Genomic DNA, 26,000 nt, shown 5'->3' with positions numbered 1-26,000 from the left:
ATTGGGCCACCCCATGACCACGCTCAAAGCCCCCGAACTCCTCTTGCCCGCTGGCTCGCTCGACAAGATGCGCGCCGCCTACGACTTTGGCGCCGACGCGGTGTACGCCGGCCAGCCGCGCTACTCGCTGCGCGCGCGCAACAACGAGTTCCGCCTGGAGCAGATCAAGCAAGGCATTGACGAGGCCCACGCGCGCGGCAAGAAGTTCTTCGTGACCAGCAACCTGATTGCGCACAACGACAAGATCCGGACCTACCTGCGCGACATCGAGCCCGTGATCGACTGCGAGCCGGACGCGCTCATCATGGCCGACCCAGGCCTCATCATGATGGTGAAGGAGAAGTGGCCGGAGACGGAGATCCACCTGTCCGTGCAGGCCAACACCACCAACTGGGCCACGGTGAAGTTCTGGCAGAAGATGGGTGTGTCTCGCATCATCCTCTCGCGCGAGCTTGCCCTGGACGAGATCGAAAAAATCCGCCAGGAATGCCCCGACATGGAGCTGGAAGTGTTCGTGCACGGCGCGCTGTGCATTGCGTACTCGGGCCGGTGTTTGCTCAGCGGCTACTTCAACCACCGCGACCCCAACCAGGGCACCTGCACCAACGCCTGCCGCTGGAACTACGCCACGCACGACGCCGACATCGACCCCACCACCGGCGAAGCCATCGCGCAGAAGATGGAAGGCGACTTCAACTTCGAGGCCGCGCAGCAAAAGGCCGAGCAGGCCTTTGCCTCCACCACCGGCAGCGGCCAGCGCCACCCCAAGGCCGACAAGGTGTACCTGATCGAAGAAGCAGGCCGCCCCGGCCAGCTCATGCCCATCATGGAAGACGAGCACGGCACCTACATCATGAACAGCAAGGACCTGCGCGCGGTGGAGCATGTGGCGCGCCTGACGCAGATCGGCGTGGATTCGCTCAAGATCGAAGGCCGCACCAAGAGCCTGTACTACGTGGCGCGCACCGCCCAGGTGTACCGCCGCGCCATCGACGACGCCGTGGCGGGCCGCCCCTTCAACCCCGAGCTGCTGATCGAGCTGGAAGGTCTCTCCAACCGCGGCTACACCGGCGGCCTGCTGGAGCGCCGCCCCAGCAACGACTACCAGAACTACATCAGCGGCCACTCCGTCACCCAGCGCAGCCAGTACGTGGGCGAGGTGCTGGGCACCGAGGGCTTGGCGGATGTGGGCCTGCAAGGCGACTGGGTGCAGGTGGAAACCAAGAACCACTTTGCCGTGGGCGACCTGATCGAGGTCGTGCACCCCAGCGGCAACACCACCGTGCGCCTGCACGAAATGCGCAACGTGGAAGGCCAGCCCGTGCAGGTCGCCCAAGGCAGCCCCGTGCGTGTGTGGATTCAGTTGCCTGCGCTGTATGCGGGGGCGTTGTTAGCGCGGGTGGTGGAGGCCCAGCCCTCGGCGGAGCACGCGAAGCCTACTTTGGTTGCGTGAGCGCTTCCGTCATTCACCGTCGAGCGCGCGGTCAGTGGCCTCTACCAACCCCTTGAGGAACCGAATCGCTTTCTCCAAGTCGTCGCGCTTGACCAAGTGTGGCGCTGGCGCTCCAGTGGAAATCGGCTTGGAACGATGGACCGCATCACCACGGCGGCCGATGAGTTCATCCAGCGTCTTCTTTGCGGTGACCGGATCGTGGTGCAGCCACTTCCAGCCAGCGCAGACATCGACTTGTAAATAGTCCAGGAACAGCTTGCGCGTTTTCTCTGCGTTTGGGTTGTGGAAGCGTTTCAGTTCCTCGTTGAGCTTGTTGCTGACAAAGGTGCCGATTGGACTACCGTTCACTGCCTTGAGCCTCGCTGCAACAGCCTCTATCACTCTATCTTCAACATAGGTCTCCCACGCTGTGAGTGCCATGACGAGGCCAGCCCGCTTTAGCACTTCGGCAGTTTCCGCGTTCTGCTTGTGAAGGGCGTCAAAATGAGCGAGAAGCGTGGTTGCATCCTCGATGGAACTAAGGAACGTATTTGAGGCGCGGGACATACTGTGCAATGTTTTGTGTTGCCTAAATTGCAGTATCTCGCAGCACCTATCGATTGAGCATCCGAAAAGCTGCATAGGCATACAGCCATGGCGCGAGATGTAGGGATTATGGATTGGAGGCGCAGGCACTCGAATGCCTGTTCAACCCGTCTGATCCGCTCCAGAATCCCGCATGGCCCTTCCCATCGACCCCACTCGTGGCCCGCTGCCGCCCGTGGCCCAGTTTCTGGCCGAGGCGGCGCTGCAGCGGCAGACGGCGTTGCTGGGGCTGGACAAGCCCAAACCTGCTGCACCCACCGCCCCCGCGCCGTTGCACACCGCAGACCCCAGCGCCCCGCCGCCCTTCGTCGCGTCCCCCAGCCCGCCTGGCGGGCCGCTGCCCACACCGGCAGACCAGGCCAGCATCTCGCCCCAGGCGCGCGAGCAGTTGGCGGCGGGCTTTGACCCGCGCCGGCCGGGTGGGGCCGATGGCAATTGGCCGGGCACAAGGGGCGAGGGCGCCGCGCGGGCCGCGTCAGCGGGGGCGTCGGCGCTGCTGCCGCGTGGTGCCCCCACGGCTGCGCCAGCCAATGCATCGGCGTCCGCAGCGTCCGCCACGGGCGGTACCGCCTGGCCTGCGTCGGGCCTCAGCGCACCGCTGCTGCGGATGGTGAGTGCCCTGGTGGCACAGGTCACCGCGCAGGCCGGGGTGCCGCAGCGCGTGGTGGCCGCGCAGCCCTGGCCCATCGGCATGGCGCAGGCGCTGGAGAGTGGTGCGCTGGATGCCGACCAGCCGCCGCTGCAAACCTGGCTGGTGCGCCAGGGTGTGGTGGCGACGCCTGAGGGGCCTCGCGGGCTGGCGCTCACCTTGCGTGCCCCAGTGCCCTGGCTGGCAGCCCAGGCGTCGCCCGCCGCTGCGGGCGCGGTGACGGTGCCAGCTGGCGCAAGCCTGGGCGCGGGCGCCACCGCTGCGAGCGGTGCGCTGCAGGTGCCTTTTGCGGGCGGGGGCCAGGCGTTGCAATCGGGGGTGATGGCCTTGGTGTTGCAGGGCATGGATGCTGCCGCGCCGCGCACCAGCGCGCTGCTGGTGCTGGACCTGCAGCCGCAACTGGCCGCCACCGTGTATGGCCGCGACATGCTGCAGCAGGCCACCGGCCGCCTGGACCCCTGGACCCAGATGGCCGTGCTGCAGGCCAGCGGCCAGGTGCCGCGAGAAGAGGAGAAGGCGCGCAATGGCGCGTCAGGCCTGTGCGAGACGGTGGGCTGCCCTTACGCCGCGCGGGCCGAGTGCGTGCAGCCCTTCTGCCTCGCGATGCGCGGTGTGCTACCGCCCGAGCCCGTGGGGCCAGCGCCATCTGCCTGAGGGCGCGTCTGCAAGCTCTCTAACTCTCTGAGGACCCTCTGCACGAATCACCGCGCCGTGTGCATCTGCGGTCTCGGGCGGTCTGCGGCGTTGCAAAGCCTCGCAATAGCTACGGCTTTTGCTGCGTTTTGCGCCTTGCCGTCCCTCCCGATCCGCAGTGCCCACTTACCGCTCGATTCGTGCAGAGGATCCCTAGCGGCTGTGTGCGAAGTCGTGCCCACCACTGGGCAGGGTGCGAGAGGGCGCCCACGCAGGGCGGGAGGTGTGTTCGCTCTGGCGGGCAGGGGTTGCGGCCACTGCGGTCGTACTGACCGCCTCGGCCGTGGCGGCAGCGCTCACGCTGCGCACCAGGTCTGCGTGGCGGGCGCGGGTGATGGGGTAGGCCAGCAGCAGCGGAATGGCCAGCACCAGGCACAGCGCTGGCAGCAGTCCCGTCATGGTCGTGATGCCCTGCAGCGCCTGGGCCGACTGGGCCACGTTGGGCACATAGCCTGTCAGCTCCAGCATGCCGGCCACCAGCACCGTGGCCAGGGTGCGCGCCAGCTTGTCCACCAGGCCGTACAGGCCGTAGTACATGCCGGTCTGGCGCTCGCCCGCCTGCATGTGGCCGTGGTCGATGGTGTCGGGCACCATGGCAAACGGCACGATCCAGTGCGCGCCCATGCCGATGCCCACCACCACCAGGATGCCCGTCACCAGGGCCTGCTGGCCCGGACCCACCCAGTACAGCGCCACCAGCCCTGCGCAGCAGAACACCAGCCCGAGGATGTAGGCCAGGTTCTTCTCCCACCGGTCCACCACGCGCTTCCACACGAACAGCGAGATGCCCACCACCGCAAGCAGGATGCCCATGAAGCGCGGCAGGTCGCCCTTGTCGCCCTGCAGCTGGTAGATGACGAAATACGCGAGCGAGGCCTGCACCAGCGTGAGGCCCAGGCGCACCAGCCCGGCTGCGCTCACCAGCATCACAAACGGACGGTTGCGCAGCGTGGCCAGCAGGGTGCTGCGGACCGATGCCCAGCCGGGTGCGGCTGCTTCGGTGGTGGGGGTGGCGGGCGTGTGGCTGGTGGTGGCGGGCTCGTGCACGCGCCAGGCCACCACGGCCACGGCCACCCCGGCGGCCAGCCCAAAACAGGCGCCCGCCAGGGCATAACCCGTGCGTGCATCCGGCGCGGCCCGCACCAGCAGCGGCATGAACACGCTGCCCGCAAAAAAGCCCAGCAGGGCGCCCATGGATGCGAACGCCGTGAGGCTGGTGCGCTCGTCGTAGTCCTGCGTCATGTTGGCGGCCATGGCCTGGTAGGGCAGCTGCACCAGCGTCATCACGGTGTCGAACAAGGTGTAGGTGACGGCGATCCACACAAACGCTGCCCAGGGGCTCAGGCCTGGCGGCACCATCCACACGGCGGCAGCCACCACCGCCAGGGGCAGGGCGCCGTAGATCAGGTACACGCGGTGGCGGCCGTGGCGCGAGCGCGTGCGGTCGGTCAGCCAGCCAAACAACGGGTCGTTGATGGTGTCCCACACCTTGCCCACCAACAGCGCCGCACCGGCCACGGCCGGAGGCACCAGGGCCACATCGGTGTAGAAGATCATGAGCAGGAAGCTCATGGCCGCAATCAGCATCTGCAGGCCGACGTTGCCCACGGCGTAGCCGAGCTTGGTGCCCAGGCTCAGCCGGATGTGTGGGGTGTGCTGCATGTTCATGGGGGCTGTCATGGGTGTGCGGATGCCATTGCTTCGGCCCGGGGAGCAGTCGCCATCGAGCCCGCCACAGGCTCTGCGCGTGCCGTGTGCGCCGCGCTGCTGCGCGGCGGCATGGCCTCCAGCATCAGGCGCACCTCGCGCCGCAGCATCTTGTTGAGGAAGCTGCGCGGAATCTCGGTGACCAGGCGCACATCGTCGGGCCGCATCTCGGGCGGCAGGTGTTGCACCAGAAACTCTGCCAGGTCGTGCTCCAGGGCCTGGGTGCCCCGGTCGTTGCGCCAGCTTTGCCGCAGGCTGGCCACCAGCACGGCGGCGGTGCCATGCTGCACCAGGCAGGCCTCCTTGACGGCCGGGTGGCAGTGCGCCACTTCCTCGATCTCGCGCGGGTTCAGCGCGTGGCCATTGCGCACCACGCGGTCGGCGCTGCGGCCCAGCACATGCAGGTAACCGGCGGCGTCGAAGTAGCCCAGGTCCCCCATCACCACCCAGCCGTCGCGCAGGGTCTCGCTGGTCTTTTCCGGGTCCAGCCAGTAGCCATCAAACCGCACCGGTGTCTGCACGGTGATCAGGCCCATCTGGCCCAGCGGCAGCGGCGCAAACTGCTCGTCGCGGATGACCACGTCCACACCCGGCATCACGCGGCCGACGGTGGAGAGGATGTCGTTGCCCAGTGGCTGGCCTTGCGCGTCCACGTGCTCGTGGGGCAGCAACCAGGTGATGGGAGGCAGGGCCTCCAGGCAGCCGTAGCCCTGCTGGAAGATGGGCCCGAAGCGGCGGATGGCCTCGGCGATCTTGGGCGCGGGCATCATCTCCGAGCCGTAGGGCACATGGGTCAGCGACGACAGGTCGTACTGGCCCAGCGTGGGCTCGTCCAGCAGGTCGATGATGGCCGAGGGCGACAGGAAAGCGCGCGACACGCGGTGCTTCTGGATCAGCCCGGCCAGCGTGGTGGCACGAAAGTCCTCGGGCATCACCAGCGCCGCACCCGCCAGCAGCGTAGGCAGCACCAGGCCCGAGCCCGGGCCGGTGAGCGGCAGGCCCAGCATGTTCACGTCCGGCCCGTTGGCGGGCGGCTTGAAGTCGATGGCGCGCGAGATCAACCGCACGCTGTCCAGGTACTTGCGGTTGCTGTAGCCGATGGACTTGGGCAGGCCCGTGGTGCCCGAGGTCATGTGCAGCGCAAACACATCGTCCTCGTGCACGTCGGCCGCTCCCGCAGAGGGGGGCTGCTGCGCCAGGGCTCGCTCGTATTCATCCCCCAGCGCCAGCACGCGCAAGCCGGGCAACTGCTCGCGCACGGCCTGCAGGATGGGCGCGCTCAGCAGCGGGTCGTGGATGAAGACGGTGGGCTTGACGCGGCCCATGGTCGTGAGCGCTGCCTCGGCCGGCAGGTGCTTGTGAAAGCTCGCAAAGATGGTGCCGTTTTCGAACGTGGCCAGCCGGGTTTCGTACTGCTCGCCGGTTTCGGGCAGCCAGGTGAAGACCACGTCGCCTTTCTTCACGCCCTGGGCCTGCATCCAGGCCTGCAGGCGGTACACGCGATCCTGCAACTGCGCATAGGTGAGGGTGCCGCGCCGGTCGATGAGCGCGGGTTTGTGGGGGTGCAGGCGGTACGCCAGACGGGCCACAGAGCGCGCGGTGCGCAGGCGGCTGAGCAGAAAGCGCGCCAGCAGGCTGCGCAGGGATGGAAGGGCCACCGGAATCTCCCGAAGACGGCGTGAATGCGAAGTCCAGGCAGTTTTTCACGCAAGGTCCGGGGCAAAGATCACCATTTGTATGTGTACGTATCTTTTGGTTTCTGCAGCTGCTGCGCGGTCGTTTTGGCCTCTTGAACGGCTGGCGCATGGCATGGTCGCGTCGCCACGGCGCAACAGCCGCCGGGGGGTTGGGCGGGGTGAGGGCAAAGAAAAACCGCCAGGGCTGGATCGCAGCGGCTGGCGGTGGTCTGACGGCCTGCCCCGGGTAAGGGGCGGGGTCGAGGGGGTGGGCGTCGAGGGCTTATGGATACAGGCCGCGCATTTCGCGGGCGTGCAGGATGCGCTGGCAGGCCACGATGAAGGTGGCGGTGCGCAGGCTCACCTTGTGCTCTTGCGCCACTTGCCAGATGCCCGCAAAGGCCTCTTGCATGATGCGCACCAGGCGGGCGTTGATCTCGTCCTCGCTCCAGAAGAAGCTGGAGAAGTCCTGCACCCATTCAAAGTAGCTCACCGTCACACCACCAGCGTTGGCGATCACGTCGGGCAGCACCAGCACGCCCTTGTCGTTCAGGATGTCGTCGGCCTCGGTGGTCGTGGGGCCGTTGGCACCTTCGATCACCAGCTTGGCCTTGATCTGGCCCGCGTTGTCCTTGGTGATCTGGCCTTCCAGCGCGGCGGGGATCAGGATCTCGCAGTCCACGCCCCAGAACTCCTCGGCCTTCATCACTTCGGCGCCGGCAAAGCCACCCACGCCGCCACGGGACTTCACGTGTGCCAGCAGTGCGGGCACATCCACGCCCTTGCTGTTGAAGATGGTGCCGGTGTGGTCCTGCACAGCCACCACCTTGGCACCGGCTTCGGCAAACAGCTTGGCGGCAATGCCCCCCACGTTGCCGAAGCCCTGCACGGCCACACGGGCGCCGTCCAGCGCCAGGCCGGTCAGCTTGGCGGCTTCCACACCCACGGTGAACACGCCGCGGCCGGTGGCTTCCACACGGCCCAGCGAGCCGCCCAGGTCCACAGGCTTACCGGTGACCACGCCGGTGGCGGTGGCGCCCACGTTCATCGAGTACGTGTCCATCATCCAGGCCATGACCTGGCCGTTGGTGTTCACGTCGGGTGCGGGGATGTCCTTGGACGGGCCGATGAGCAGGCCGATTTCGCTGGTGTAGCGGCGCGTGAGGCGCTCCAGCTCACCCATCGACAGCTTCTTGGGGTCCACGCGGATGCCGCCCTTGGCGCCGCCGTAAGGCACGTTCACCGCCGCGTTCTTCACCGACATCCAGGCCGACAGGGCCATCACTTCAGACAGCGTCACGTCCTGGTGAAAACGCACGCCACCCTTGCCGGGGCCGCGGCTCAGGTTGTGCTGCACGCGGTAGCCTTCGTAGTGGGCGATGGTGCCGTTGTCCAGCTCGATCGGCACGTCCACGATCAGGATGCGCTTGGGCCGCTTGAGCGTTTCCACCCAGCGCGCCAGGCTGCCCAGGTAAGGGGTGACGCGGTCCACCTGCTGCAGGTAGTTGCCCCAGGGGCCGAGGTGGTCGGCCTGCAGGTACGAGGGCAGGGGGTGGGATTGTGCGGCGGGGGCGCCGACGGGGTTTGACATGGTGAATTTCCTTGTGGGATCAGTTCAGGCTGCGAAGCTTATGCCTGGGCTTGGGCACTGTCCAAGGCCGGTGTGTTTGTGGGTTATGCGTCTGATGCATAGTTTGACAAAGACGCATTCCATGCTGCGGTGCGGCAATGTGCGGGCGCGATAGCGGCCGCTGGCTCCGGCCCTTGCCCGGCGCCGGTTGCCTCTAGACTCAGCCAGCCTGGCACAGCACCGGGCGCTGCGCCAAGTCCCCCAGAAAGCGGGGGCCACGAAAAAAGAGAGGGAAATCATGAGCGTGACCCAGACCCCCTGCCCGCAATGCCAGGCGCCCAACCACCCGACGGCGCGCTGGTGCGTGAAGTGCGCCCACCCGCTGGAGGCAGAGGCGCCCCCCGCCGCCCCGGCGCCGATGGAATTTGTGTTCGATGACGACGAGCACCCCACCGGCACCCCGCCGCGCCAGCGACCCATGGCCTACGCAGGCGCCGCCGTGGCTGTGCTGGCCGTGGCGGGCGCCGCAGCCTGGTACCTGCTGGGGCGACCCAATGCTGCGCCGCCCGCGCAGCAGGCCCCGGCTGTCGAGTCCCCAGTAGCCGCGCCTCGCACCCCGGGCATTGCCGAGTCCGCTCCCGCGCGCCCCGAGCCGGTGGAAGAAATCATCGAATCCCAACGCGCACGCCCGGCGGCCACTGCATCTGCACCAGACAGCGCCACTGCCGCCCCCTCGCCCGCAGCCGCAGCGGCAGCCTCTGCACCGCCGTTCACCCCCGTCACCGTGCCCCGCGTGGCCGACGCGGCATCGTTGCCCGCCACCGGCAAACCCCGCACGACGGCACCGGCCGACGACGCACCCTGGCCGCCCCCCGCAGCACCCGTGCCGTCGCCCGGCGACAGCCTGGCCCGCCTGCGCGGCGCGCTGGCCCAGTGCGCGGCCATGAACAACGAGCTGTCGCGCGCGAGCTGCCTCACCCGCACGCGGCAGAACTTCTGCGGCGACGCCTGGGGCCGCATCCCCGAATGCCCGCCGGGCCAGTGACGGCCCGCGCAGTTTTTTTCCGCACCCCGCACTGCCGGGCCCGCTGCGGGGCGGGGCCTATTCGATGCGGATCTTTTGTAGCGCCGGGTCGCCCGGCGGGTAGCGCAGGTCCAGGCCGGTGAGCACCTCGCGCACCAGCGTGGCGATCATCAGGTTGCGGTGGGTCTTGGAGTTGGCGGGCACGATGGTCCACGGCGCCCAGGGCGTGTGCGTGGCGGCTAGCAGCATTTCGTAGGCCTTCTGGTACTGGCTCCACTGCTTGCGGGCCTCGATGTCGCTCATCGAGAACTTCCAGTGTTTGGCCGGGTCGTCCAGGCGCTCCTGCAGGCGTTCGCGCTGCTCGTCAGCGCTGATGTGCAGCATGAACTTGAGCACGATGGTGCCAGTGTGCGTGAGCATGCGCTCAAAGTCGTTGATGTGCCCAAAGCGCTGGTGGTGCTGCTCGGGCGTGATCCATCCGTTGACGGCGGGCACCAGCACGTCCTCATAGTGGCTGCGGTTGAACACCGTGATCTCGCCCGCACCGGGCGCCTTCTGGTGGATGCGCCACAGGTAGTCGTGGGCGCGCTCGGCCTCGGTGGGGGCACTCCAGCCCACGGCGTGCACGCCCAGCGCGCTCATGCGGCCAAACACGCCCCGGATGGTGCCGTCCTTGCCCGATGTATCGGTGCCCTGCAGGATCACCAGCAGCTTGTAGCGCTTGTCGGCGTAGAACAGGTTCTGCAGTGTGTCCAGCTCTTGCGCAATGGACTCGGTGACGGCTTTGTCCCTGAGCTTGTCGCCCAGCGAAAAAGGTTTGGCCGACGGGTCAAAGTCCTTGAGCGACACCGTGCGGCGGTGTTTGCCGGCCTTGCGCCGCTCGGGCTGGCCGTCGGGCCGCTTGTCATCGTCATGCTGCGGCGCGTCCGGCTGCCATTGCGACCAGCGCTGGGCCACGTCTTTGTTGCTGCTGTGAAACGGGTGGTTCATGCGGGCTCCTCGATAGGCCATCGTACGTCAGCGGCGCGGGCGCAGTATCCTCTTCCTTCAAAATTCAGACGCTACCAAAATCATAGCTGTTAGCGCATGATTCACTAGCGCTTGAGGCCTGTGGGGCTTGAAACTGGCCGCAAAATCCGCTCAGCGCGCCCCATGCGCCATGCGGTAGGCCAGCGGCGTCTGCCCCGTGGCCTGGCGGAACGCGCGGTGCAGTCCGGCCTCGCTGGCAAAGCCCAGGTCTTCGGCGATGCGCTTGAGCGGCAGCGGCGTGTCGCACAGCGCCTCGCTGGCCTGGCGCAGCTTGATGCGGCGCATCCACAGGGCCGCCGTCAGGCCCGTGTGGGCCTGCACCCGCCGCGCCAGTGTGCGGGGCGAGAGGCCCAGCGCCTGGGCCAGCGCGGGCAGTCGAAGGTTGGTGGCGGGGCTGCGCTGCACCCACAGCATGGCGCGGCGCAGGTCGGCGTCTGCCAGCGTCATCAGATCGTGCCCGGCAAATGCCGGGTGCGCCGTGCGGGGGCGGGGCAGCATCAGCAGCTCCTGCAGGTCGTTCAATGCCTGGGGTGGCAGGCGGGCGGCCAGCGCGTGCAGCATCAGCGGCAGGTAACCGTTGGCCCCGGCGGCCGTGGTGGCGGTGGGGCCGGCCACCAGCGGCTCGTCAAAGCGCCAGTCCACCTGCGCAAACTGCTGCTCCAGCGCGGCGCGCAACCACCAGGTGGCCGTGGCGCCCTGGCCGCGCAGCCGCCCGCTGGCGGCCACCAGCACCACGCCCGCGCAGTAGCTCCACACCTGGGTGCGCCGGGGCAGCGCGCGCAAGGCCTGCACCACCGGGGCCAGCTGCTGCAGCGGCGCTTGCAGCTGGTCGGGCGACGAGAGCCACAGGCCCGGCACCAGCACCACATCGGCCTCGGCCTGCTGCAGCGCCACGGTGGGGGTCAGCGCGGGGCCTTGCCAGGTGGGCACGGGCGACCGGTCCACCCCCGCCCAACAGATGTCCATCACGCTGGTCTGGGCACGCAGGTTGGCGGCGCGTGCCATGTCTGCCGCCGCAAACAGACCCGCCGGCATGCAGCCCGGGTAGAGCAGCAGCGCCACACGCAGGGGCGGCTGGGGTGCGGAGGTTGGAGAAATCATGAGTGGCACAAAAAAGCAAGAAATTGTCAATCTGCGCCATTTTCGTGAGCGGCCTGCTTTTCAACAATGGCAACACTCCATTCCACTGAAAGCACCCCATGCTCATCACTCAATTGCGCAACGCCACCGTTCTGCTGGAGTTCCAGCGCGCGGGCCGCCCCGTCGGCCTGCTGGTGGACCCCATGCTCGCGCCCCGGGGCAGCCTGCCCGCGCTGCGCTACCTGGGTACCCGGCGCCAGCGCAACCCCCTGGTGGATTTGCCCGCCGAGGCCGACGCCGCGCTGCAGCGCGTGACCCACGCGCTCATCACCCATTGCCAGCGCGGGCACTTTGACCACCTGGACCGCGCGGGCAAGCAGTTTCTGCGCGAGCGCCAGATTCCCGTCTTCTGCACGCCACACGACGCCGCCTACCTGGCGCAGCGCGGCCTGCAGGTGCAGCCGCTCCCGGGCGAGGGCCGCCAGCCCTTTGCGCTGGGCGGGCAGGTCACGCCCGTGGCCTGCACCCACGGCCGGGGCTGGGTGGCGCGCTTCATGGAGCACGGCCACGGCTACCTGCTGGAGCTGCCGGGCGAGCCCAGCGTGTACCTGGCGGGCGACACCGTGCTGACGCCCCCGGTGCGCGACTGCCTGCAGCGCCTGCAGCCCGATGTGGCCGTACTGCCCGCCGGTGGCGCCCGGTTTGACCTGGGCGCGGACATCCTGATGGACGCTGCCGAGGTCGCGCAGGCCGCCGCGCTGACGACCGGCGCGGTGGTCGTCAACCACCTGGAGGCCCTGGACCACTGCCCCACCACCCGCGCCCAGGTGCGCGCCCTGGCGCAGCGCGGTGGGTGGGCGCACCGCCTGTGGGTGCCCGAGGACGGCGAGTGCCGGGATTACCCCGGGCCCACCGCTGAAAACAACGCTATGAATTCAGTAGCTGCAGAGGCATGATCGACTAGCGCTACCGCCCAAAAAGGACCGCAAATCACGCCAGCTCGGCCTCCAGCGCGCGCTGGTCGCGCATCAGCGCCACAAACCGCGCAGCGCCCAGGCCCAGCGGCCGCTCCTTGGACCACACCACGTCCACCCACAGCGCGGCGCCGTTGCTCAGGTTCTCGAACGGCATTTCCACCAGCCGCCCTGCCTCGATGCGCGACTGCACCAGCGCGCGCGGCTGCCAGCCCCAGCCCAGGCCGGCTTCGATGAGGCCCAGCGCGGCCAGGTGGTTGTCGGTGCGCCAGTGGTGGCGGGCAAACACAAAGCGCGGGTCGGTCTGCGCCAGGTCGCGGCTGGCCACCACGATCTGGCGCGTGGTGGTCAGGTGCTCTTCGCGCAGCATGGCGTCCTTGGGCGGTGCACCGCGCGCCTGGGCGGCGGCGCGGGCGGCTACCAGCACCGGGTGCTGCGGCGCCATCACCGCCACCAGGGTTTCGGTGCCCACTTCCTGAAAGCCCTCGCGCCCGTCGATGCTGGGCCGCTCAAACACCAGCGCCAGCTGCGCGCGGCCGCTGTGCAGCAGTGCCAGCGCGTCCACCTGCGGCGCGGCCAGCACCTCGATCTGCAGCAGCGGGTGCTCTTGTGCCAGTGCCGCCAGCGCGTCCGTCCAGCGCGAGGCCAGCAGCTCGGGCGCAATGGCCAGCGTGAGCCGCTCCTCCAGCCCCTGGGTCAGCGCCAGCGCCTGGGCGTTGAGCTGCTGCAGCTGCCCCGCCAGCAGCCGGGCCTGGGGCTCCAGCGCGCGGGCGGCGGCGGTGGGCCGGGGCTCGCGTCCGCTGCGGTCAAACAGCTGCACATCCAGTTCGGCCTCCAGGTGGGCAATGGTCATGCTCACGGCCGACGGCACACGCGACAACGCCCGAGCGGCGGCCGAGAACGAGCCGTGGTCGAGCACGGTCAGAAACACCTGCACGCTGTCGGAGTTGAAGGCCATGGCGGTTTGATCTATCAATAAAACTGAAACAAGCTGACTTTATGTGTCAGTGTGGCGAATATAAAGTACCGGCCATGGACAAGACACCCACTCTTTTTGGCCTGCAAGGCGTCAAGCGCCGCGTGATCTACGTGACCCTGTACGAACTGATCGCCATCGGCGCCGCCACGGTGGGCCTGGCGCTGCTCACGGGCCAGGGCGCGGGGCATTCGAGCGTGGTGGCGGTGGCAGCTTCGGCGATCGCCATCGTCTGGAACATCGTCTTCAACTGGGCGTTCGAGCGCTGGGAGGCGCGCCAGCCCGTGCGCGGGCGCAGCGTGGCGCGGCGTGTGGCACACGCCATCGGGTTCGAGGGCGGCCTGGTGTTCACGCTGGTGCCGCTGTTTGCCTGGTGGTTCGGTGTGAGCCTGTGGCACGCGTTTGTGATGGACCTGGGGCTCATCGTGTTCTTCCTTGGCTACACCTTTGTCTTCAACTGGGTGTTTGACCACCTGTTCGGCCTGCCCGCATCGGCCATGGCGGCGTCGTAGCAAGGGTCCAAGACCCGCTTCTTCAAACAATGTCAACCGCCCTTCACCGGCGGGCAGGGGCGCTCAGCCGCCACCCATAATCGGCCCCATGAGAGGGCCGTTTTTGTTGTTGCAGCTGCGGGGATTGCCGGGCCGGTGGGCCGGTGTGGCGATGTCCTGCTGCGTATTGGCAGGCTGTGCCAGCAACGCCCCCACGCCGCGCGGCGAGGTGAAGGGCTCGCCCACCCATGCCGCCGAGCTGGCCCAGTCCGACGCCAACCGCATGGCCACCCTGGCCATGCAAGAGAACCTGGAAGGCCTGCTGCGCCTGGCCGACAAGCTCTACCGCCGCAACCCCGCCGAATGGCGCAAGGGCACTGCCACCAGCCGCGAGCAGGCGCTGGAGCAGCTGCGCGCCGCCGTGTTGCAGCGCCAGCCCTGGGGCCCGCTGCAGGGCCGCCGCGACATCGCCGCCATGGCGCTGGCGCTGGCGCCCGAGTTCGGGGGCGATCGTGTGGCGGCCTTCATCCATGCCACGGCCGACATGATCATCACCGCCCACGGCGGCAAGACGGAGTTCTTCTTGCTCGACGGCATGGATGCCCAGCACCTCTACAACGCCGCGCGCAACGTCGAGACCGCCGTGTGGCTGCTGGCGCAGCGCCGCAACGCCCAGGGCCAGCCGCTGTTGCTGGCCGACGAGATCGGCGCCCAGGGCCGCAACCTGAGCTTTGAGCGCGAGTTCGGCAAGATCATCGCGCGGCTGGATCTGCTGGCCGCCTTCACCACCGAAAAGTACCGCCGCGCGGCCATCAGCTATGTGCAGGGCATTGTGGGCGGCACCTTCTTGCAGTTCCTGCCCGTGCGCTGATGCGGCGAACGCCTGCTCGTATCACCCGGTAAAATCCGTCCCTTGCCCAAGGAGCGTTGCAGCGGCCCCACCGCCATGGTGAAGCCGTCAGGCTTGGGCACTCCACAAGCTATTCAAGCCCCACCGCAACGACGCTCACCTGTTTTTCTGCTGCCCCTGCACAGGTGAGTCCTATGTCCGCGTCTGCCCCGTCCCTGCCCCCCATGAAGCTGTCTGGCCTGGAGCCCGTCTCCATTGGCGAGGGCACGCTGTTCGTCAACATCGGCGAGCGCACCAACGTCACCGGCTCCAAGGCGTTCGCGCGCATGATCCTGAATGGCCAGTACGAAGAAGCCCTGGCCGTGGCGCGCCAGCAGGTGGAGAACGGCGCGCAGGTCATCGACATCAACATGGACGAGGCCATGCTCGACAGCAAGGCCGCCATGGTGCGGTTTCTGCAGCTCATCGCGTCCGAGCCCGACATCGCGCGTGTGCCCATCATGGTGGACAGCTCCAAGTGGGAGGTGATCGAGGCCGGGCTGCGCTGCATTCAGGGCAAGGGCATCGTCAACTCCATCAGCATGAAAGAGGGCGTGGAGAAGTTCAAGCACGAGGCGCGCCTCGTGAAGCGCTACGGCGCTGCCGCCGTGGTGATGGCGTTTGACGAGGTGGGCCAGGCCGACACTTATGCCCGCAAGATCGAGATCTGCGAACGCGCTTACCGCGTGCTGGTGGATGAGGTGGGCTTCCCGCCCGAAGACATCATCTTCGACCCCAACATCTTTGCCGTGGCCACGGGCATCGAAGAGCACAACAACTACGCGGTCGATTTCATCGAAGCCACGCGCTGGATCAAGCAGAACCTGCCGGGCGCCAAGGTGTCGGGCGGTGTGTCCAACGTGTCGTTCAGCTTCCGTGGCAACGACCCCGTGCGCGAGGCCATCCATACCGTGTTCCTGTACCACGCCATCAAGGCCGGCATGGACATGGGCATCGTCAACGCGGGCATGGTGGGCGTGTACGACGACCTGGAGCCCACGCTGCGCGAGCGCGTGGAGGACGTGGTGCTCAACCGCCGCCCGGACGCGGGCGAGCGCCTGGTGGAGATCGCCGAGACGGCCAAGAGCGGCGCCAAGGACGAGAGCAAGAAGCTCGAATGGCGCGGCACGCCCGAGCACCCCAAGACCGTGGGCGAGCGCCTGTCGCACGCGCTGGTGCACGGCATCACCGACTTCATCACCGAAGACACCGAAGAGGCCTACCGCGAGATCCTGGCCAAGGGCGGCCGTCCGCTGCATGTGATCGAAGGCCCGCTCATGGACGGCATGAACGTGGTGGGCGACCTGTTTGGCGCAGGCAAGATGTTCCTGCCGCAGGTGGTCAAGAGCGCTCGCGTGATGAAGCAGGCCGTAGCCCACCTGATTCCTTACATCGAGGAAGAAAAGCGCCAGGACGAACTGGCCGGCCGCGACGTGCGCAGCAAGGGCAAGATCGTCATTGCCACCGTCAAGGGCGACGTGCACGACATCGGCAAGAACATCGTCACCGTCGTCTTGCAATGCAACAACTTCGAGGTGGTGAACATGGGCGTGATGGTGCCCTGCCACGAGATCCTGGCCAAGGCCAAGGTCGAGGGCGCGGACATCGTGGGCCTGTCGGGCCTCATCACCCCCAGCCTCGAAGAGATGCAGTACGTGGCCGGCGAGATGCAGAAGGACGACCACTTCCGCGTCAAGAAAATCCCGCTGCTGATTGGCGGCGCCACCACCAGCCGCGTGCACACCGCCGTCAAGATCGCGCCGCACTACGAAGGCCCCGTGGTCTACGTGCCCGACGCCTCCCGCAGCGTGAGCGTGGCGCAAAGCCTGCTGGGCGACGGTGTGCAGAGCTATGTGGATGAGCTGAACGCCGACTACGAAAAAGTGCGCACCCAGCACGCCAACAAAAAGGCCACGCCCCTGTGGCCCCTGGCCAAGATCCGCGCCAACAAGACGCCGATCGACTGGTCGGCCTACCAGCCTGCCGTGCCCCGCGCGCTGGGCCGCCGCGTGTTCAAGAACTTCGACCTGGCCGAGCTGGCCAAGTACATCGACTGGGGTCCGTTCTTCCAGACCTGGGACCTGGCCGGCCCGTACCCCGCGATCCTTACGGACGAGATCGTGGGCGTGGAAGCCACGCGCGTGTTTGCAGACGGCCAGGCCATGCTGAAAAAGATCATCGAAGGCCGGTGGCTCACGGCCAGCGGCGTGATGGCGCTGCTGCCCGCCAACAGCGTGGGCGACGACATCGAGTTCTACACCGACGACACCCGCACCGAGGTGGCCATGACCTGGTATGGCCTGCGCCAACAGGCCGAGAAGCACACCATCGACGGCGTGACCCGCCCCAGCCGCTGCCTGGCCGACTTTGTGGCCCCCAAGGAGAGTGGCATTGCCGACTACGCGGGTCTGTTCGCCGTCACCGCCGGGCTGGGTGTGGAGAAGAAGGAAAAGGCTTTCATCGACGCGCTGGACGATTACTCCGCCATCATGTTCAAGAGCCTGGCCGACCGCCTGGCCGAAGCCTTTGCCGAATGCTTGCACCACCGCGTGCGCACCGACCTGTGGGGCTATGCGGCGGGCGAGCAGTTGAGCAACGACGAGATGATTGCCGAGAAGTACCGCGGCATCCGCCCCGCGCCCGGCTACCCCGCCTGCCCGGACCACAGCGCCAAGACCGACCTGTTCCGCGTGCTGAACGCCGAAGAAATCGGCATGGGCCTGACCGAGAGCCTGGCCATGACCCCTGCGGCCAGCGTGAGCGGCTTCTACATCGGCCACCCCGACGCGGTTTACTTCAACGTCGGCAAGATCGGCGAAGACCAGCTGCACGACATGGCCCAGCGCCGGGGCATGGATGAGAAGGTGCTGGAGCGGCTGCTGGCGCCGAATCTGTGATGCTATGAATGAAATAGCTGCTAGCGCTTGACCAACAAGCGCTAGCGGCCTATTTGATTCAAAAATCGGCCATCAAACCGCGCTCTCCGGCAGCTTCGCAATCACCTTGATCTCGAACTGAAAGCCGTACAGCCAGGTCACCCCGATGCCCGTCAGCGTGGGGTAGGGCGCCTCGCCCCAGAATTCGGGCACGACGCCCCAGACGGTCTCGAAGTTCGCCTCGGGGTTGACCACGAACATCGTCACATCCACCACATCATCAAACGTGCAGCCCGCTGCCTGCAGCACGGCATTGAGGTTGCTGAACGCCAGGCGCACCTGCGCGGCCAGGTCGGGCTCGGGCGAGCCATCTTCGCGGCTGCCCACCTGGCCGGAGACAAACAGGAAACCGTTGGCACGCACGGCGGGCGAATAGCGGTTGCGCTCGTACAGCGCCTGGCGGCCTGCGGGGAAGACAACATCACGTTGGGGCATAGAAATCCTTTCGTTCTGCAGGGCAGAGGGTTGCGATGCAGGCACTGTAGAAGCGCGCGTTGTTCTGATAAACACGCTAATCTGTGCACCACTGTTCCTGATCGCCAAACAATGGCGGACATGTCGCCCTTTCGGCACGCCCCAACTACCTCTACGCCATGGACCGTTTTGACGCCCTGCAGGCCTTCGCCCGCGTTGTGGAATCCGGCAGCTTCACCAAGGCCGCCCTCACCCTGCACCTGAGCCGCACCACCGTCACCCAGCTGGTGCAGCAGCTCGAAGCACGCCTGCGTGTGAAGCTCCTGCACCGCACCACCCGGCGCGTGCAGGTCACGCCCGACGGCGCTGCGTACTACGAGCGCGTGGTGCGCCTGCTGGCCGATCTGGACGATGCCGACGCCAGCGTATCCACCGCCGCCGCCGCGCCCCGGGGCCGCCTGCGGGTGGATGTGCCCAGCCCGCTGGCCCGCTTGATACTGATCCCCGCGCTGCCCGCGTTCCACGCGCAGTACCCCGACATCCTCCTGCACATGGGGGTGAGCGACCGCCCCGTGGACATGGTGGGCGACAACGTGGACTGCGTGGTGCGCGGCGGCGCCCTCACCAACCCCGCGCTGGTCGCACGCCATGTGGGCGACCTGCAATTGCGCGTGTACGCCGCCCCCAGCTACCTGCAGCGTGCGGGCACGCCCGCGCATCCGCAGGCGCTGGAAGGCCCGCACCACCGCACCGTAGGCTTTTTGTGGGCGCGCACCGGCCAGCCCCTGCCGTTCGAGATGCGCCGTGGCACCGAACACGTGCGCGCCCAGGGCCACGATGTTTGCGCCGTGGACGACGGCAACGCCTACCTGGCCGCAGGCTTGGCGGGCCTGGGCGTGCTCTGGCTGCCCGACTACATGGCCCGCCCCCACGTGGCCACCGGCGAGCTGGTGCCCCTGCTGCAAGACTGGACGCTTGCGCCCATGCCGCTGTACGTGGCCTACCCACCCCAACGGCATGTGAGCGCCAAGGTGCGGGTGTTCATTGAATGGGTGGCGGGGTTGATGGCGCTGCATGCGCCGCTTCAGCGTACTTCGACGACGCTATAGGAAACCTTCGACCACAGAAACCGTTCATGGAATGCCGGAAGAGACTGCCTGCCCGGCAGGCGCTTGCACACGCCATGCGCACCGCATTGATAGCGCGTGTCCATCAATGTCGCGTTCTGCCGAGGGCTATGCTCCGTTATTCACAAGAGAGTGGGAAGGCTGGGATGGAAAAAGGGACGGGAAAATCAATCGTGCTCATGGGAGCGCTGATGTGGATGGGGGCATGCGCCATGGCAGCAAACTGGGCATTTGAATTCAAGCCAGTCAATGCGCAAATGGCAATCTATTCTGGAGGTTTGGGTGACCCAACGGCGCCCACAGCCCACGACGCCAAAGTGTCATTCCATGTGCAGGGTAAAGCGGTCCGCGACTTGTTTGACCGCATGGGGCCCGATGAGAAGACTGAGTGCGGGTCCGACCCGAAAACGCGGGTACGAGCCCGGGACCGACTTCAGTGCATCCGCTATTCCCCTTCCGACTACAGCTGCTATTTCGGCTTTGATCTGAAAGACGGGAAAAGCATCGGGGGCAACATCTGCTGAGAAAAGCCAGACGACTTGCAGTTCAGCACGGTGCCCTGTGATCAGGGTGGGACCAAGGCGTTATCGCCTCAGTGCGACCCCGACCCACCCGCACTCTCCGCCATCTCCAGCTGCATCATCACCATGTTGACCAGCGTATGCACCGAGGGCCGTCCCGTCTCGATCACGTAGTGGGCGGTCTCGCGGTACAGGTGGTCGCGCTGGGCGTAGAGGTCGCGCAGCTTGTCCATGGGGTTGCCGCCTTGCAGCAGGGGGCGGGTCTTGTCGTGTTTGACGCGCTTGAAGATTTCTTCGGGCGAGGCGCGCAGGTACAGCACGTTGCCGAACTGGCGCAGCACCTCGCGGTTCTCGGGGCGCAGCACGGCGCCGCCGCCGGTGGACAGGACCATGCCGCCGGGCTGGCGGGCCACGTCGGCCAGCACCTGGGATTCGATGTCGCGAAAGCGGGCTTCGCCTTCGGCCTCGAAGAAGCTGCGGATGGTGGTGCCCAGGGTCTGTTCCAGCCGGTGGTCCAGGTCAATGAAGGGCACGCCCGCCCGGTGGGCCAGTTGCCGGCCGACGGTGGATTTGCCCGAGCCGGGCATGCCGACCAGTGCGCAGCGAATCTGCATAGGTTCAAGAAAGAGGTCTGGGGGGACGGGCTTGCGCACTGCGGGTGGGGCTGTGTCGCGTGCCTTGACTGGGCGTTGAGTGTAAGCCTGCCCCCGCGCACCGCATCTCAGGCACGGCCTTAGCAACTGGCGCGACCCAGACCAGTGGATGCCGAGCAAGGGCCGCCCCGCAGCGAGGGCGTCGTCCCCCTGCCCGCGCGCAGCGCGAGAGCGGGGGGCTGAGGGCCGCGGCTCCAAGCCTGCCTGCGCAGGCTTGGACGGCCTGAAGAGCTGCCGCCTCTGGCGGCTGCCCCGTGGCGCGCGCTCAGGGGGGTGTCCGAATCACAGTGCGGCATACACCAGCGCCGGATAAAGCTCGCACAGATACCGCAGCTGGCCGGGCGCCTGCGTGAGCAGGATGGCAAACAGGTCTTCTGCCGGGTCCACAAAGAAGAAGGTGCCGCCCAAGCCGCTCCAGCTGTAGTGCCCGGCCGATCCGGGGCGGGTGGCCTGGCCCGTGGCGGTGCGCACGGCCACGCCCAGCCCAAAGCCATAGCCGGTGGGCAGGATGTCGCCCGCCACGGGCAGGTTGCCCAGGTGGTCGGCGGTCATGAAGTCCACCGTGGCGCGGCCCAGCAGGTGCACGGGGGCGCCAAGGCCGCTGGGGCCGTCCTGCCCGGGGGCAGTGCCCCTGCCCAGCATGAGCTGCAGAAAGCGTGCGTAGTCGCTGGCGGTAGACACCAGCCCGCCACCGGCCGACTCGAACACGGGCGGCGCGGTCACGTCGATCAGAGGCATGCCGATGCCGGTCTGCGGGTCGCGTTCAAAGGCTTCGGCCAGGCGGTGCTGCTGCGCGGCGGGCACCGAGAAGCCCGTGTCGTGCATGCCCAGCGGGCCGAACACGCGGCGCTGCAGGATGGCGCCCAGGCTTTCGCCCTCGATCACCTCCAGCACGGCGCCCAGCACGTCGGTGGCGCGGCTGTATTCCCAGCGGGTGCCGGGCTGGTGGACCAGGGGCAACGGGCCCAGTGCCGCGACCAGGTCCGCATTGCTGTGGCGGCGCGAGCCGACGCGGGCGGCGCGGTAGGCGTCGGGCACGGTGCCCGCCTCCCACGCGTAGCTGAGGCCGGCGGTGTGGCGCAGCAGGTCGTGCACCGTGGCCTCGCGCTGCACGGGGGCGGTGGTGCCGGTGGCTTCGTCGTACACGCGCTGGCCGGCAAACGCGGGCAGGTAGTGCGCCACGGGGTGCGACAGCAGCAGGCGGCCTTCTTCCATGAGCATCATCGCCACCAGCGAGGCGATGGGCTTGGTCATGGAATAAATGCGGAACAACGTGTCCGGCGCCATGGCGGGCACCGCCGATTCGGCGCTGGGCGGGCGCTGGTGGCCCACCGCCGTGTGCAGCACCGTGTGGCCCTGGTGGTGGATGAGGGCCACGGCACCGGGCAGCAGGCCCTGGTCCACATGGGTTTGCAGCACGGAGCGCAGGCGGGCGAGGGCAGTGGGGTTCATGGCAGTGGGAAGTGGGTTTTGAGGTGATTTTGGCTGGTTGCGCTAGTGCACATTGCGCTAGTAGCTATCAAAAACAGAGCGTATGACGCAGGCCTTCCATGGTGGCTTCAGGGCGTCGCATTGGCGGCGCGGCTGCGCTCCTGCTCCTGCAGCTCGCGCCACTGCACCTTGCCCGTGCCGGATTTGGGCAGGCTGTCCACCAGCTGCACGATGCGCGGGCTTTTGTAGGCGGCCATGTGTTCGTGGCTCCAGTCGATGATGGACTGCTCGCTCACCTGGCCCTTGAAGGCGTCGCGCAGCACGACCAGGGCCTTCACCGTCTCGCCCCGGCGCTCGTCGTGCGCGGCGATCACGCACACCTCCTGGATGGCGGGGTGGGCGTACATCATGGCCTCGACCTCGGCAGGCCAGACCTTGAAGCCCGACGCATTGATCATGCGCTTGAGCCGGTCCACCATGAAGAAGTAGCCGTCCTCGTCCACCTGCGCCAGGTCGCCCGTGCGCAGAAAGCGCTTGCCGTCCAGCATCACAAAACTGTCGGTGGTGGCCTGCGGGTTGTTCCAGTAGCCTTGCATGACCTGCGGGCCGTGCACCACGATCTCGCCAATCTCGCCCGGGGGCAGTTCGGCGAACGTGGCCGGGTCCACCACGCGCGCATCCACGTCGAACACCGGGATGCCCAGGCACTGCGGCTTGGGGCGGTGGGGTGGGTTGATGTGGGTGGCGGCCATGGTCTCGGACATGCCGTAGCCCTCCACGTAGTCGAGCCCGGTTAGGTCCTTCAGCTGCTGCGCCACGGCCTTGGGCATGGCCGCGCCGCCGCCGCGTATGGCCTGGATGCTGCTGATGTCGTAGTCGGCGATGCGCGGGTTGGCCAGAAAGTCCACCACCATGGTCGAGATGGCCTGCCAGATGGTGACCCGGTAGCGCTGGATGAGCTGGGCGGCGGCGTCACGGTCCCAGCGCGGCAGCACGACCACGGTGGCGCCCACAAACAGCGGCCCGTTCATGCTGCCCGACAGGCCGGTGACGTGGAACAGCGGCAGCACCGCGAGGTAGGTCGAATCCTGCGTGCGCGCAAACCACTGCACGCCGCCCACCAGCGTGCTCATGGCGCTGCGGTGCGTGTGCATGCAGCCCTTGGGGTGGCCCGTGGTGCCCGAGGTGTAAGGCATCACGCACAGGTCGTCGGGCCCGGTGGTGATGGTGCCCGGGGTGCGCTGCTGCGCCAGCATGTCGCTCCACAGCGTGACGCCAGGGGCATCAATCGCCTGGCGCGGAGCGCTGACGAAAGCGGGCACGGGCAGGTCGGTGGGCACCTGCAGGTAGTCGCTGTAGGTGGCCACGATCAGGTGCTTCAGCTTGCCTTCGCCGCCAGCAGCATCCACCAAAGGCTGGGCCTGCGCATGCAGGTCCTGCGGCACAAAGGCCACGGTCGCGCCGCTGTCGTGCACGTAGTGGCGCAGCTCGTCGGTGCGGTTCATGGGGTTCACCGGCACCACCACCGCGTTGGCGCGCAGGATGCCGTAGAACGCCAGAATCCACTGCGGGCTGTTCTGCATGTACAGCAGCACCCGGTCGCCCGCCTTCACGCCACACACCTGCTGCAAGAAGCCCGCGATGTGCTCCGCCTGCTGCTGGAACTGGCGGAAGGTCACCAGCGTGTCGTAGAACACTAGAAACGGCTTGTCTGGGTAGCGCGCGGCCGACACCTCGGCGTTGTGGAACAGGTGCGTCTGCGGCAGCGTGAGGTGGCGCGACAGGCCGGGCGGCCAGTGGGCGAGGTGGCGGTCGGACATGGGATGGGCCTCTCTTCTCAGTGGTCGATTCGGGCATTGCGCTATGCAACTGGCGCGGCCCAGGCGAGGGACGCCAAGCAAGGGCCGCCCCGCAGCGAGGGCGTCGTACCCCTGCCCGCAAGCGCAGCGCAGCGAGAGCGGGGGGGAAGGCGCGCAGCGCCTCAGGGGGGCTTCAAATCAAGCTGGCGCCACCATCCACCACGATGGACTCACCCGTGATGTGTCGCGAGGCGTTGGACGCCAGAAACACCACCGCGCCCTTGAGGTCCTCTTCGCCGCCAATGCGGCGCAGGGGCGTGCGCTCAATCATCGCAGGGCCCAGCTTTTCAATCAGGCCACTGGCCATCTTGCTGGGGAAGAAGCCGGGGCAGATCGCATTGACGCGAACGCCGTAGTGCCCCCATTCGGACGCCAGCGTGCGCGCAAAGTGCAGCGCGGCGGCTTTGGAGGTGTTGTAGGCAATGGTGTTCATGCCAGGGGGCGTGCCCTTGAGCGCGGCCACCGAGGCCGTGACGATGATCGAGCCCTTGCCGCGCGGGATCATGCAGCGCTTGCCCACTTCGCGCGACAGGAAGAATGGCGCGCTCACGTTCAGGTCCATCACCTTGTGCCAGGCGGCGTCGGGGTAGTCCTCGGCCTTGGCGCCCCAGGTGGCGCCCGCGTTGTTGACGAGGATGTCGATGGTGCCAAAGCGTTCGACCACCTGGTCCACCAGGCCGGGGATGTCCTCGGTCTTTTGCAGGTCGTTCACCACGGTCAGCACCTCGTAGCCCATGCCTTCCAGGTGCTTTTTGGCCTCGGCCAGCTCATCGGCCTTGCGCGCGGTGATGGCGAGTTTGGCGCCCATTTCGCCCAGGGCTTCGGCCATCTGCAGGCCCAGGCCGCGCGAGCCGCCAGTGACCAGGGCGACCTGGCCGGTGAGATCGAAGAGTTGCTTGACGCTCATGGAGAAAACGCTTTCGTGCAGAGAGAGGGTGAAGGTGAATGAATGCCCGATCCTGGGTCCCGGTGGCTCGTGGCGCGCCGGGTGGGGCGAAGGGGTGCAGGGAAGGCGGCGGTGGCCGCCGTGCAAGCCGGTCGGTCAGCGCTTCATGCTAGCCCCGCGCCCGCCCGGTGTAAAACCGCCGCTGTCACCTTTGAAACTCTGCGCGCTGCCGCCTTCCCCGCCGCGTGTGGGATGGCGCCTACCCGCACTTGCGGCCACGGCGGATGGACGGATGCGCGCCCTGGCCCTAGGCTCGCAGGGATGAACGAGTCTTCCCCGCCCCTGGCGACAACCACCCCCTGGCTTGCCCGCATGGCCCAGCCCCTGCAGCCGCTGTGGCGCCTGGTGCAGCCGTTCTGGCGTGCGGCGCAGATGTGGCTGGACGCCGACGGGCTGCGCATGAGTGCGGCCATGTCGTTCTACGGCATGCTGAGCCTGGCGCCCCTGCTGCTGTTGCTGGTGGGCGTGCTGGGCTGGTGGGTGGACCGCGGCTACCTGGAGAGCAGCCTGGTCGCGCAGGTGCAATCGGTAATGGGCCAGCAGGTGGCCGACGTGGTGCGCCAGGCCCTGGCCAGCGCGCAGGCGCCGTCAGAGGGGCGGCTGGCATCGGTCATCGGATTTGTGGTGCTGGTCTCGGGCGCCACCGGGGTGTTTGTGGAGCTGCAGTCCGCGCTGGAGCGGCTTTGGCGCCGCGACGATGACACGCCGCCCCAGCGCGCCGCGTGGTGGCGCATGGCGTCGCTGCGGTTGCGGGGGCTGGCCTATGTGCTCGCGCTGGGGTTCTTGCTGCTGGTGTCGCTGGCACTGTCCACCCTGATCCACCTGCTGGCGGGCTGGGCCGGGCAGCATTTGGCCGCGGGCCACCTGCCTGTTTTGGCGCCCCTGGCGCCGCTGCTGCAGCTTGTCAACGAAGCCATTGCCTTCGGGCTGGCCGTGGCGCTGTTTGTGGGGCTCATGCGCATCGGCGCGGGCCCCAAGCCGTCGCTGCGCTATCTGGTGATGGGCGCCGTGGTGGGGGCCTCGCTGTTCACGGTGGGCAAGCAGCTGCTGGCCTGGTACCTGTCCACCGCCGCTGTGGTGTCGGCCTACGGGGCGGCGGGCTCGCTGGTGGTGTTGCTGATGTGGATCTATTTTTCGTCGGCCATCCTGCTGCTTTCCGCGAGTTGTGCGCAGGCGCTGGAGGATGCCTTGCGTTCCGGCCCCCGCCGGCCAGCGGCCTTGGCGCGCTGGGCGGCATCTGCCCGGGCACGGGTGCAGGAGCTGTAAATGTTGGCAACAGCGCCCACTACACAGATGGGTTGGCACGGGCCTCGTCGA

At 67.6% G+C, this 26,000-nt stretch carries 22 protein-coding genes and 1 riboswitch; of the genes, 10 read left to right on the top strand and 12 right to left on the bottom strand.

All coding sequences use genetic code 11. The features are described from left to right. The first annotated feature begins 13 nt into the window (after positions 1 to 13). Complete coding sequence (trhP, locus tag ACODSM_RS00235) at positions 14 to 1,453, top strand: prephenate-dependent tRNA uridine(34) hydroxylase TrhP (RefSeq protein ID WP_488803936.1); 1,440 nt, start codon at positions 14 to 16, stop codon at positions 1,451 to 1,453. A gap of 9 nt (positions 1,454 to 1,462) precedes the next feature. Here trhP and ACODSM_RS00230 read toward each other — a convergent pair whose 3' ends face one another. Further along, positions 1,463 to 1,999: a HEPN domain-containing protein gene (locus ACODSM_RS00230; RefSeq protein ID WP_488803935.1), complete on the bottom strand. Its 537-nt coding sequence runs from the start codon at positions 1,997 to 1,999 to the stop codon at positions 1,463 to 1,465. A 172-nt stretch (positions 2,000 to 2,171) separates the two neighbouring features. Here ACODSM_RS00230 and ACODSM_RS00225 point away from each other — a divergent pair, with 172 nt between their 5' ends. Beyond that, on the top strand, positions 2,172 to 3,341 hold the full coding sequence (locus ACODSM_RS00225; RefSeq protein ID WP_488803934.1) for a hypothetical protein: 1,170 nt from the start codon (positions 2,172 to 2,174) through the stop codon (positions 3,339 to 3,341). Between the two features lie 192 nt (positions 3,342 to 3,533). Here the strand turns inward: ACODSM_RS00225 and ACODSM_RS00220 are convergent, their stop codons facing one another. The 3 genes from ACODSM_RS00220 to ACODSM_RS00210 form a co-directional block, all read right to left on the bottom strand. Further along, a complete protein-coding gene (locus ACODSM_RS00220) occupies positions 3,534 to 5,048 on the bottom strand; it encodes an MFS transporter (RefSeq protein WP_488803933.1) in 1,515 nt (504 codons plus the stop codon). Positions 5,049 to 5,056: 8 nt separating this feature from the next. Further along, the gene (locus ACODSM_RS00215; RefSeq protein ID WP_488803932.1) at positions 5,057 to 6,745 is read right to left on the bottom strand and encodes a class I adenylate-forming enzyme family protein; all 1,689 of its coding nucleotides are present in this window, start codon (positions 6,743 to 6,745) and stop codon (positions 5,057 to 5,059) included. Between the two features lie 301 nt (positions 6,746 to 7,046). Next, positions 7,047 to 8,354 carry a Glu/Leu/Phe/Val family dehydrogenase gene (locus ACODSM_RS00210; RefSeq protein ID WP_488803931.1) on the bottom strand — a complete coding sequence of 436 codons (1,308 nt, stop codon included), beginning with the start codon at positions 8,352 to 8,354 and terminating at the stop codon, positions 7,047 to 7,049. A gap of 277 nt (positions 8,355 to 8,631) precedes the next feature. Here ACODSM_RS00210 and ACODSM_RS00205 point away from each other — a divergent pair, with 277 nt between their 5' ends. Further along, entirely contained in the window at positions 8,632 to 9,378 is a 747-nt protein-coding gene (locus ACODSM_RS00205) for a hypothetical protein (RefSeq protein WP_488803930.1), read from the top strand. 57 nt (positions 9,379 to 9,435) lie between these two features. Here ACODSM_RS00205 and ACODSM_RS00200 read toward each other — a convergent pair whose 3' ends face one another. Together ACODSM_RS00200 and ACODSM_RS00195 are read right to left on the bottom strand one after the other, a co-directional pair. Then, a complete protein-coding gene (locus tag ACODSM_RS00200) occupies positions 9,436 to 10,347 on the bottom strand; it encodes a PPK2 family polyphosphate kinase (RefSeq protein ID WP_488803929.1) in 912 nt (303 codons plus the stop codon). Between the two features lie 150 nt (positions 10,348 to 10,497). Then, positions 10,498 to 11,487 carry a GlxA family transcriptional regulator gene (locus ACODSM_RS00195; RefSeq protein WP_488803928.1) on the bottom strand — a complete coding sequence of 330 codons (990 nt, stop codon included), beginning with the start codon at positions 11,485 to 11,487 and terminating at the stop codon, positions 10,498 to 10,500. Positions 11,488 to 11,585: 98 nt separating this feature from the next. On the opposite strand from ACODSM_RS00195, the gene ACODSM_RS00190 reads away from it, so the two are divergent. After that, positions 11,586 to 12,422 (top strand): MBL fold metallo-hydrolase, encoded by an 837-nt coding sequence (locus tag ACODSM_RS00190; RefSeq protein WP_488803927.1) that lies wholly within the window; start codon positions 11,586 to 11,588, stop codon positions 12,420 to 12,422. 34 nt (positions 12,423 to 12,456) lie between these two features. On the opposite strand, the gene ACODSM_RS00185 is transcribed toward ACODSM_RS00190, so the two are convergent. Continuing rightward, the gene (locus ACODSM_RS00185; protein WP_488803926.1) at positions 12,457 to 13,398 is read right to left on the bottom strand and encodes a LysR family transcriptional regulator; all 942 of its coding nucleotides are present in this window, start codon (positions 13,396 to 13,398) and stop codon (positions 12,457 to 12,459) included. A gap of 74 nt (positions 13,399 to 13,472) precedes the next feature. Here ACODSM_RS00185 and ACODSM_RS00180 point away from each other — a divergent pair, with 74 nt between their 5' ends. From ACODSM_RS00180 to metH, 3 genes are all read left to right on the top strand, one after another. Then, positions 13,473 to 13,928 (top strand): PACE efflux transporter, encoded by a 456-nt coding sequence (locus ACODSM_RS00180; RefSeq protein ID WP_015012034.1) that lies wholly within the window; start codon positions 13,473 to 13,475, stop codon positions 13,926 to 13,928. Between the two features lie 151 nt (positions 13,929 to 14,079). Beyond that, positions 14,080 to 14,778 carry a hypothetical protein gene (locus ACODSM_RS00175; RefSeq protein ID WP_488804233.1) on the top strand — a complete coding sequence of 233 codons (699 nt, stop codon included), beginning with the start codon at positions 14,080 to 14,082 and terminating at the stop codon, positions 14,776 to 14,778. Between the two features lie 42 nt (positions 14,779 to 14,820). Continuing rightward, a riboswitch (S-adenosyl-L-homocysteine riboswitch) is annotated at positions 14,821 to 14,922 on the top strand. 20 nt (positions 14,923 to 14,942) lie between these two features. Continuing rightward, positions 14,943 to 17,693: a methionine synthase gene (gene metH, locus ACODSM_RS00170; protein WP_488803925.1), complete on the top strand. Its 2,751-nt coding sequence runs from the start codon at positions 14,943 to 14,945 to the stop codon at positions 17,691 to 17,693. Positions 17,694 to 17,765: 72 nt separating this feature from the next. Here the strand turns inward: metH and ACODSM_RS00165 are convergent, their stop codons facing one another. Continuing rightward, entirely contained in the window at positions 17,766 to 18,167 is a 402-nt protein-coding gene (locus ACODSM_RS00165) for a RidA family protein (protein ID WP_488803924.1), read from the bottom strand. Between the two features lie 158 nt (positions 18,168 to 18,325). Here ACODSM_RS00165 and ACODSM_RS00160 point away from each other — a divergent pair, with 158 nt between their 5' ends. Beyond that, complete coding sequence (locus tag ACODSM_RS00160; RefSeq protein ID WP_476016441.1) at positions 18,326 to 19,255, top strand: LysR family transcriptional regulator; 930 nt, start codon at positions 18,326 to 18,328, stop codon at positions 19,253 to 19,255. A 164-nt stretch (positions 19,256 to 19,419) separates the two neighbouring features. After that, a complete protein-coding gene (locus ACODSM_RS00155; RefSeq protein WP_488803923.1) occupies positions 19,420 to 19,797 on the top strand; it encodes a hypothetical protein in 378 nt (125 codons plus the stop codon). 68 nt (positions 19,798 to 19,865) lie between these two features. On the opposite strand, the gene ACODSM_RS00150 is transcribed toward ACODSM_RS00155, so the two are convergent. From ACODSM_RS00150 to ACODSM_RS00135, 4 genes are all read right to left on the bottom strand, one after another. Continuing rightward, a complete protein-coding gene (locus ACODSM_RS00150; protein ID WP_422848353.1) occupies positions 19,866 to 20,408 on the bottom strand; it encodes a shikimate kinase in 543 nt (180 codons plus the stop codon). A 321-nt stretch (positions 20,409 to 20,729) separates the two neighbouring features. Continuing rightward, positions 20,730 to 21,899, bottom strand: coding sequence for a serine hydrolase domain-containing protein (locus ACODSM_RS00145; RefSeq protein ID WP_343734202.1), 1,170 nt, complete (start codon positions 21,897 to 21,899; stop codon positions 20,730 to 20,732). 107 nt (positions 21,900 to 22,006) lie between these two features. Next, positions 22,007 to 23,698 (bottom strand): long-chain fatty acid--CoA ligase, encoded by a 1,692-nt coding sequence (locus tag ACODSM_RS00140; protein ID WP_488803922.1) that lies wholly within the window; start codon positions 23,696 to 23,698, stop codon positions 22,007 to 22,009. 172 nt (positions 23,699 to 23,870) lie between these two features. After that, complete coding sequence (locus tag ACODSM_RS00135) at positions 23,871 to 24,644, bottom strand: SDR family oxidoreductase (protein WP_056057149.1); 774 nt, start codon at positions 24,642 to 24,644, stop codon at positions 23,871 to 23,873. A 300-nt stretch (positions 24,645 to 24,944) separates the two neighbouring features. Here ACODSM_RS00135 and ACODSM_RS00130 point away from each other — a divergent pair, with 300 nt between their 5' ends. Beyond that, complete coding sequence (locus ACODSM_RS00130) at positions 24,945 to 25,949, top strand: YihY/virulence factor BrkB family protein (protein WP_488803921.1); 1,005 nt, start codon at positions 24,945 to 24,947, stop codon at positions 25,947 to 25,949. The last annotated feature ends 51 nt before the right edge of the window (positions 25,950 to 26,000 follow it).

The organism is Acidovorax sp. FG42, from assembly GCF_057809195.1.
Note: the sequence above shows the minus strand (reverse complement) of the source record. Positions and strands in the feature narration are given on the sequence as shown.

What these genes read in the sequence shown, in the direction of transcription:
- ACODSM_RS00205 (WP_488803930.1), top strand. Translation starts at nt 8,632, where the DNA reads ATGAGCGTGACCCAGACCCCCTGCCCGCAATGCCAGGCGCCCAACCAC.
- ACODSM_RS00165 (WP_488803924.1), bottom strand. Translation starts at nt 18,167, where the DNA reads ATGCCCCAACGTGATGTTGTCTTCCCCGCAGGCCGCCAGGCGCTGTAC.
- ACODSM_RS00140 (WP_488803922.1), bottom strand. Translation starts at nt 23,698, where the DNA reads ATGTCCGACCGCCACCTCGCCCACTGGCCGCCCGGCCTGTCGCGCCAC.
- trhP (WP_488803936.1), top strand. Translation starts at nt 14, where the DNA reads ATGACCACGCTCAAAGCCCCCGAACTCCTCTTGCCCGCTGGCTCGCTC.
- ACODSM_RS00175 (WP_488804233.1), top strand. Translation starts at nt 14,080, where the DNA reads ATGTCCTGCTGCGTATTGGCAGGCTGTGCCAGCAACGCCCCCACGCCG.
- ACODSM_RS00180 (WP_015012034.1), top strand. Translation starts at nt 13,473, where the DNA reads ATGGACAAGACACCCACTCTTTTTGGCCTGCAAGGCGTCAAGCGCCGC.
- ACODSM_RS00200 (WP_488803929.1), bottom strand. Translation starts at nt 10,347, where the DNA reads ATGAACCACCCGTTTCACAGCAGCAACAAAGACGTGGCCCAGCGCTGG.
- ACODSM_RS00225 (WP_488803934.1), top strand. Translation starts at nt 2,172, where the DNA reads ATGGCCCTTCCCATCGACCCCACTCGTGGCCCGCTGCCGCCCGTGGCC.
- ACODSM_RS00195 (WP_488803928.1), bottom strand. Translation starts at nt 11,487, where the DNA reads ATGATTTCTCCAACCTCCGCACCCCAGCCGCCCCTGCGTGTGGCGCTG.
- ACODSM_RS00210 (WP_488803931.1), bottom strand. Translation starts at nt 8,354, where the DNA reads ATGTCAAACCCCGTCGGCGCCCCCGCCGCACAATCCCACCCCCTGCCC.
- ACODSM_RS00155 (WP_488803923.1), top strand. Translation starts at nt 19,420, where the DNA reads ATGGAAAAAGGGACGGGAAAATCAATCGTGCTCATGGGAGCGCTGATG.
- ACODSM_RS00220 (WP_488803933.1), bottom strand. Translation starts at nt 5,048, where the DNA reads ATGAACATGCAGCACACCCCACACATCCGGCTGAGCCTGGGCACCAAG.
- ACODSM_RS00145 (WP_343734202.1), bottom strand. Translation starts at nt 21,899, where the DNA reads ATGAACCCCACTGCCCTCGCCCGCCTGCGCTCCGTGCTGCAAACCCAT.
- ACODSM_RS00135 (WP_056057149.1), bottom strand. Translation starts at nt 24,644, where the DNA reads ATGAGCGTCAAGCAACTCTTCGATCTCACCGGCCAGGTCGCCCTGGTC.
- ACODSM_RS00130 (WP_488803921.1), top strand. Translation starts at nt 24,945, where the DNA reads ATGAACGAGTCTTCCCCGCCCCTGGCGACAACCACCCCCTGGCTTGCC.
- ACODSM_RS00185 (WP_488803926.1), bottom strand. Translation starts at nt 13,398, where the DNA reads ATGGCCTTCAACTCCGACAGCGTGCAGGTGTTTCTGACCGTGCTCGAC.
- ACODSM_RS00230 (WP_488803935.1), bottom strand. Translation starts at nt 1,999, where the DNA reads ATGTCCCGCGCCTCAAATACGTTCCTTAGTTCCATCGAGGATGCAACC.
- ACODSM_RS00190 (WP_488803927.1), top strand. Translation starts at nt 11,586, where the DNA reads ATGCTCATCACTCAATTGCGCAACGCCACCGTTCTGCTGGAGTTCCAG.
- ACODSM_RS00160 (WP_476016441.1), top strand. Translation starts at nt 18,326, where the DNA reads ATGGACCGTTTTGACGCCCTGCAGGCCTTCGCCCGCGTTGTGGAATCC.
- ACODSM_RS00150 (WP_422848353.1), bottom strand. Translation starts at nt 20,408, where the DNA reads ATGCAGATTCGCTGCGCACTGGTCGGCATGCCCGGCTCGGGCAAATCC.